The 6161-nt window shown below is 74.9% G+C and carries 5 protein-coding genes; 1 reads left to right on the top strand and 4 read right to left on the bottom strand.

Annotated features, from left to right (window positions below; all coding sequences use genetic code 11):
• Positions 1–101: 101 nt before the first annotated feature.
• The 3 genes from ACSNOC_RS16435 to deoC are packed head-to-tail and all read right to left on the bottom strand — an operon-like array spanning position 102 to position 3355.
• Positions 102–971, bottom strand: coding sequence for an aldehyde dehydrogenase family protein (locus tag ACSNOC_RS16435; protein WP_436748191.1), 870 nt, complete (start codon positions 969–971; stop codon positions 102–104).
• Positions 964–2394 (bottom strand): aldehyde dehydrogenase family protein, encoded by a 1431-nt coding sequence (locus ACSNOC_RS16430; RefSeq protein ID WP_436748190.1) that lies wholly within the window; start codon positions 2392–2394, stop codon positions 964–966. The genes ACSNOC_RS16435 and ACSNOC_RS16430 overlap by 8 nt, the downstream gene beginning before the upstream one ends.
• A 7-nt stretch (positions 2395–2401) precedes the next feature.
• Positions 2402–3355, bottom strand: a complete 954-nt coding sequence (gene deoC / locus ACSNOC_RS16425) for a deoxyribose-phosphate aldolase (RefSeq protein WP_436748195.1) — start codon at positions 3353–3355, stop codon at positions 2402–2404.
• A 229-nt stretch (positions 3356–3584) separates the two neighbouring features.
• On the opposite strand from deoC, the gene ACSNOC_RS16420 reads away from it, so the two are divergent.
• Positions 3585–4226 carry a PH domain-containing protein gene (locus ACSNOC_RS16420; RefSeq protein ID WP_436748189.1) on the top strand — a complete coding sequence of 214 codons (642 nt, stop codon included), beginning with the start codon at positions 3585–3587 and terminating at the stop codon, positions 4224–4226.
• A gap of 238 nt (positions 4227–4464) precedes the next feature.
• Here the strand turns inward: ACSNOC_RS16420 and ACSNOC_RS16415 are convergent, their stop codons facing one another.
• The gene (locus ACSNOC_RS16415) at positions 4465–6141 is read right to left on the bottom strand and encodes a phospho-sugar mutase (RefSeq protein WP_436748188.1); all 1677 of its coding nucleotides are present in this window, start codon (positions 6139–6141) and stop codon (positions 4465–4467) included.
• Between the last annotated feature and the right edge of the window lie 20 nt (positions 6142–6161).

Raw genomic sequence — 6161 nt, 5'->3', positions numbered from 1 at the left:
GGTCCGGTCGGCCAGTGGGGGTCCGGCCGGACCCGCGCTTTTCCGTTGGTTCGCCGTCGCCGCCGTTGTCGCGCGGCGGGTCGTCGGGGGCGGGGTCCTGGTCAGACGCCCATGGGGTGCCAGACGGTCTTGGTCTCCAGGAAGGCCAGCAGCCGCCCGGTGCCCGGGTCGGCCGTCCAGTCCTCGGCGGAGCGGTGCGGGCGGCGGACCCGCTTCAGGTTCTCCGCGGCGGTGGCCTCCAGCTCGCGCGCCGGTTCCGGGTCGGCGCCGGTCAGGTCGATCGCGTTGACGTCCTGGTGGGCGGCGAGGGTCGGGGCCAGCTCGGCGGTGAGCCCGGACAGGACGTTGACCACGCCGCCGGGGAGGTCGGAGGTGGCCAGCACCTCGGCCAGGGTGAGCGCGGGCAGCGGGGCGGTCTCGGCGGCCACGACGACGGCCGTGTTGCCGGTGGCGATGACGGGCGCGAGGACCGAGACCAGGCCGAGGAGCGAGGAGTCCGGGGGGGCCAGGACGGCGACGACGCCCGTCGGCTCGGGGGCGGAGAGGTTGAAGTAGGGGCCGGCGACCGGGTTGGCCGCGCCCGCGATCTGCGCCACCTTGTCCGTCCAGCCCGCGTACCAGACCCAGCGGTCGACCGCCGCGTCGACCACCGCCCGCGCCGCGGACTTGGACAGGCCCTCGGCGGCGGCGACCTCGGCGCGGAACTGCTCGCCGCGGCCCTGGAGCATCTCGGCGACCCGGTACAGGATCTGGCCGCGGTGGTACGCGGTCGCGGCCGACCAGCGGGGGAACGCCGTGCGGGCGGCGGCGACCGCGTCGCGCGCGTCCTTGCGGGAGCCGCGCGGCGCGTTGGCCAGCCAGCGGCCCTGGGAGTCGGTCACCTCGTACACGCGTCCGCTCTCGGAGCGGGGGAACGATCCCCCGATGAACAGCTTGTAGGTCTTGAAGACGCTCAGTCGCGCGTCAGACATCGAGGTATGCCTCCAGACCGTGCCGGCCGCCCTCGCGGCCGTAGCCCGACTCCTGGTAGCCGCCGAACGGCGAGGCAGGGTCGAACTTGTTGAACGTGTTGGACCAGATCACCCCGGCGCGCAGGCGGCCGGCCATCCAGAGCATGCGGGAGCCCTTCTCCGTCCAGATGCCTGCGGACAGGCCGTAGGGCGTGTTGTTCGCCTTGGCCACGGCCTCCTCGGGGGTGCGGAAGGTCAGCACCGACAGCACCGGGCCGAAGATCTCCTCGCGGGCGATGCGGTGGGCCTGGGTGACGCCGGTGAAGAGGGTCGGGACGAACCAGAAGCCCGTCTCCGGCAGCTCGCAGGCGGGGGACCAGCGCTCGGCGCCCTCGGCCTCGCCGGACTCCGCCAGCTCGCGGATGCGGGCGAGCTGCGCGGCGGAGTTGATCGCGCCGACGTCGGTGTTCTTGTCCAGCGGGTCGCCGACGCGCAGGGTGGCCATGCGGCGCTTGAGGGCGTCGAGGACCTCGTCGGCCACCGACTCCTGGACCAGGAGGCGGGAACCGGCGCAGCACACGTGCCCCTGGTTGAAGAAGATGCCGCCCACGATGCCCTCGACGGCCTGGTCGAGCGGGGCGTCGTCGAAGACGATGTTGGCCGCCTTCCCGCCCAGTTCGAGGGTGAGCTTCGTGCGGGTGCCGGCCAGGGTGCGGGCGATCTCGCGGCCGACCTCGGTGGAGCCGGTGAACGCGACCTTGTCCACGTCCGGGTGCGCCACGAGGGCGGCACCGGCGGCGCCGTCGCCGGTGACGATGTTGACCACGCCGGGCGGCAGGCCCGCCTGACGGCAGATCTCCGCGAAGCGCAGGGCGGTGAGCGGGGTCGTCTCGGCGGGCTTGAGGACCACGGTGTTGCCGGTGGCCAGGGCCGGGGCGACCTTCCAGGCGAGCATCAGCAGCGGGAAGTTCCACGGGATGACCTGGGCGGCCACGCCCAGCGGGCGGGGGTCGGGGCCGTAGCCCGCGTGGGCCAGCTTGTCGGCCCAGCCCGCGTAGTAGAAGAAGTGCGCGGCGACCAGCGGCAGGTCCACGTCGCGGGACTCGCGGATCGGCTTGCCGTTGTCCAGGGACTCCAGCACGGCCAGCTCGCGGGAGCGCTCCTGCACGAGGCGCGCGATCCGGAACAGGTACTTGGCGCGCTCCGACCCCGGCAGCGCCGACCAGGCCGGGAACGCGGCGCGGGCGGCCCGCACCGCGGCGTCGACGTCCTCGGCGCCGCCCCGGGCCACCTCGGAGAGAACCTCCTCGGAGGCCGGGGAGATCGTCGGGAAGACCGCTCCGTCGGCGGCCTCGCGGAACTCGCCGTCGATGAACAGGCCGTGGCGTGGTGCGACGGCGGCGGTCGCCCGGGATTCGGGCGCGGGCGCGTAGGCGAACTTCATGGCGTCCTCAGTCCACGGTCACGTAGTCGGGGCCGGAGTACCGGCCGGTGCTCAGCTTCTGGCGCTGCATCAGCAGGTCGTTCAGCAGGCTGGAGGCGCCGAAGCGGAACCAGGCCGGGCCGAGCCAGTCCTCGCCCGCCGTCTCGTTCACCAGCACGAGGTACTTCAGCGCGTCCTTGCTGGTGCGGATGCCGCCGGCCGGTTTGACGCCGACCTGGCGGCCGGTGGCGGCGCGGAAGTCGCGGACGGCCTCCAGCATCAGCAGGGTGTTGGCGGGGGTGGCGTTGACCGCGACCTTGCCCGTCGAGGTCTTGATGAAGTCGGCGCCGGCCAGCATCGCCAGCCAGGAGGCGCGGCGGATGGCGTCGTAGGTGGCCAGCTCGCCGTTCTCCAGGATGACCTTCAGATGCGCCTCGCCGCACGCCTCCTTGACGGCCGTGATCTCCTCGAAGACCTCCAGGTAGCGGCCGGCGAGGAACGCGCCCCGGTCGATCACCATGTCGATCTCGGCCGCGCCCGCGGCGACGGCCTCGCGGGTGTCCGCCAGCTTCACCGAGCGGGCGGCGCGGCCCGCCGGGAAGGCGGTGGCGACGGAGGCGACCGCGACGCCGGTGCCGCGCAGCGCCTCTACGGCGACGGCCGCCATGTCGGGGTAGACGCAGATCGCCGCCACGGAGGGCACGGAACGGTCCGCCGGGTCGGGCCGGACGCCCTTGGCGCACAGCGCCCGCACCTTGCCCGGGGTGTCCGCGCCCTCCAGGGTGGTCAGGTCGATCATGGAGATGGCCAGGTCGATGGCGAACGCCTTGGACGTCGTCTTGATCGAACGGGTCCCCAGGGCGGCGGCGCGGGCTTCGAGCCCGACCGCGTCGACGCCGGGCAGACCGTGCAGGAAGCGGCGCAGCGCGGCATTGGTCGCCGTCACGTCCGCCAGGGGCAGCGCCGGTGCTGTGGATGGCATGGTCACCAGACCAGCATATCTACGCGCGTAGTGGCGTGGCCACCCCCGGACGGGAGAGGACTGGTACCACGTGGCCGGCGGGATGGCCGGGACGGCGCCCGAGGAGGACCCGGCGGTCGTCGGCCACGGCCGCGACGTCGAGGTGCTGTTCGACTCGCGTGCCGGATCCGCCGGGGAGTGACGCGCGACCGGCGTTCCCGGGCCCGGGGAGTCCGGCAGAATCGGACGCATGAGTGAGCCCCAGAAGTACGCGGACCGCGTCTACCGCTCTCCGGCCGCCATCGTGGCGGGATGTCTCCTGCTCGGCCTCGGGGGCTGGCTGGGCGGGGACGCGATCCTGCGGGGCGAGGGGCGGGCGCCCGTGTCCGCGGCGGCCATGCTCCTCTTCGCGGTGCCGCTGATCGTGGCCTTCACGTTCCGGCCGGCGGTGTTCGCCTCCGACGAGCGGCTCCGCGTGCGGAACCCGTTCCGCACCATCACCGCGCCCTGGGGCACGGTCGAGGCCATCCGCGCGAGCTACTCGACGGAGCTGCTGGCGTCCGGCACGAAGTACCAGATGTGGGCGATCCCGGTCTCGCTGCGGGCCCGCTCCAGGGCGAACCGGCACAACGAGCAGATGGCTGGCCGCCAGCCGCGGCGCACCGGCCTGCTGGGCGGGTTCGGCCTCGGCGGCACCGACTTCGACACGGCGGACTCGACCCCCCGGACGGCCCCCGGGGACGCGGCGGTGGCCGAGCTGCGCGAGCTGGCCGAGCGGCACGCGACGGACGAAGCGGCGCGGGGCGCGGTCGGCGTCCGCTGGAGCTACGAGATCCTGGCCCCCCTCGCGGCGGGCGCGGTGGCCCTGATCGTCCTCGCACTGACGAGCTGACGAGCTGACGCACTGACGACCTGACCGGGCGGCGCGGCGACGCGCGCGGCCGGGCCGTCCCGGTCCGCCCTGCCGTCCCGCCGGGGCGGGAGGGACCGCCGTGGCCGTGCGGCTGCGCTCGGCGGCGGGCCGTCCCCGTCCGCTCGGCCCTCCCGGTCCCCTTTGCCGTCCGGGAGCCGGGGGACCGGGTCGCGCGGCGGCCTGTGCGTGCGGCGGTGTCCCCGGGCGGGGCGGAGGGTCACAGACCGGCGTGGCGGGCCAGGTCCTCCTTCAGGCGGGTCAGGACGGCCGTGGCCCGGGCGCGGGCCGTCGGCAGGGCCGATCGGGCCGGGGCCGGGATGATGACCTCCAGGTAGCACTTGATCTTCGGCTCGGTGCCGCTGGGCCGGACGATCACGCGGGCGGAGGTGATGTCGCCCGCCCCGGAGAGGGTGTAGCGCAGCCCGTCCGTCGGCGGCAGGGTCTCGGTGCCCCGGCCGAGGTCCTCCGCCGCGGCGACGGGCAGACCGGCCAGTTCGGCGGGCGGCGCCGTCCGCAGCCGTCGCATGGCGTCGGTGATCAGGGTCAGGTCCGCGACCCGGACCGAGAGCTGGTCGGTGGCGTGGAGGCCGTGGGTCACGGCGAGATCGTCCAGGAGGTCGGTCAGGGTCCGGTCCTCTGCCTTCAGCGAGGCGGCCAGTTCGGCCACGCGGAGGGCGGCGGTGATGCCGTCCTTGTCGCGGACGCCGTCCGGGTCGACGCAGTACCCCAGCGCCTCTTCGTACCCGAAGGCCAGGCCCGGCACGCGGGCGAGCCATTTGAAGCCGGTCAGGGTCTCCTGGTACGGCAGCCCGGCCGCCGAGGCGATCTTCCCGGTGAGGGAGGAGGACACGATCGACGCGGCGAACGTCCCGCGCACGCCCTGCCGGACCAGGTGGGCGGCCAGCAGCGCGCCGAGTTCGTCACCGCGCAGCATCCGCCAGCCGCCGTCCGCCCCCGCGTCCGGCACACCCACCGCGCACCGGTCGGCGTCGGGGTCGTTGGCGATGACCAGATCGGGCCGCGGCTCGGTCGCGCGGGCCGTGGCGAAGGCCAGGTCCATCGCGCCCGGCTCCTCCGGGTTCGGGAAGGCCACGGTGGGGAAGTCCGGGTCGGGCTCGGCCTGTTCGGCCACCTCGACCGGCGCGGGGAAGCCCGCCCGGGTGAACGCCGCGGTCAGCACGGACCGGCCGACGCCGTGCATCGGGGTGTACACGGCCGTGGTGGTGCGCGGCGAGCCCGCCGAGAGCGCCGCGTCCGTGCGGGCCAGGTAGGCGTCCACGATGTCCTCGCCGAGCACCTCCCAGCCCTCCTCGGCCCGGGGCACGGTGTGCAGCGGGCCCACGGCGGCGATCCCGGCGGCGATCTCCGCGTCGGCCGGGGGCACGATCTGGCTGCCGTCGCCGAGGTAGACCTTGTAGCCGTTGTCGCGCGGCGGGTTGTGGCTGGCGGTGACGGCCACCCCGGCGACCGCGCCGAGGTGGCGGATCGCGAAGGCCAGCACGGGCGTGGGCAGCGGGCGCGGCAGCAGCGCGGCGCGCAGCCCCGCGCCCGTCACCACGGCGGCGGTGTCGCGGGCGAAGTCGGCGCTCTTGTGGCGGGCGTCGTAGCCGATGACGACCAGGCCGGGGGAGCGCGCGGCGAGGTAGGCGGACAGACCGGCGGCGGCGCGGATGACGACCGCGCGGTTCATGCGGGCCGGTCCCGCGCCCATCTCGCCCCGCAGCCCGGCCGTGCCGAACTGGAGCGTCCCCGCGAACCGTCCGGCCAGCGCCTCCGTCGCGCCCTCGGCGATCAGCCCCGCCAGCTCCTTGCGGGTGTCGAGGTCGGGGTCCTCGGCCAGCCACTCCTGGGCACGGGCGAGCAGCGCCGCCCGGTCCCCGGTCTCCTGAGGCATCGTTTCCTCTCCTCCCGTCA

This window comes from Streptomyces sp. URMC 129, assembly GCF_051386415.1.
In the GTDB taxonomy this organism is placed as follows: domain Bacteria; phylum Actinomycetota; class Actinomycetes; order Streptomycetales; family Streptomycetaceae; genus Streptomyces.
Note: the sequence above shows the minus strand (reverse complement) of the source record. Positions and strands in the feature narration are given on the sequence as shown.

Bases quoted from the DNA above. Each gene is read 5' to 3' on its own strand.
- ACSNOC_RS16435 (WP_436748191.1), bottom strand. From the start codon at position 971: ATGTCTGACGCGCGACTGAGCGTCTTCAAGACCTACAAGCTGTTCATC.
- ACSNOC_RS16430 (WP_436748190.1), bottom strand. From the start codon at position 2,394: ATGAAGTTCGCCTACGCGCCCGCGCCCGAATCCCGGGCGACCGCCGCC.
- deoC (WP_436748195.1), bottom strand. From the start codon at position 3,355: ATGCCATCCACAGCACCGGCGCTGCCCCTGGCGGACGTGACGGCGACC.
- ACSNOC_RS16420 (WP_436748189.1), top strand. From the start codon at position 3,585: ATGAGTGAGCCCCAGAAGTACGCGGACCGCGTCTACCGCTCTCCGGCC.
- ACSNOC_RS16415 (WP_436748188.1), bottom strand. From the start codon at position 6,141: ATGCCTCAGGAGACCGGGGACCGGGCGGCGCTGCTCGCCCGTGCCCAG.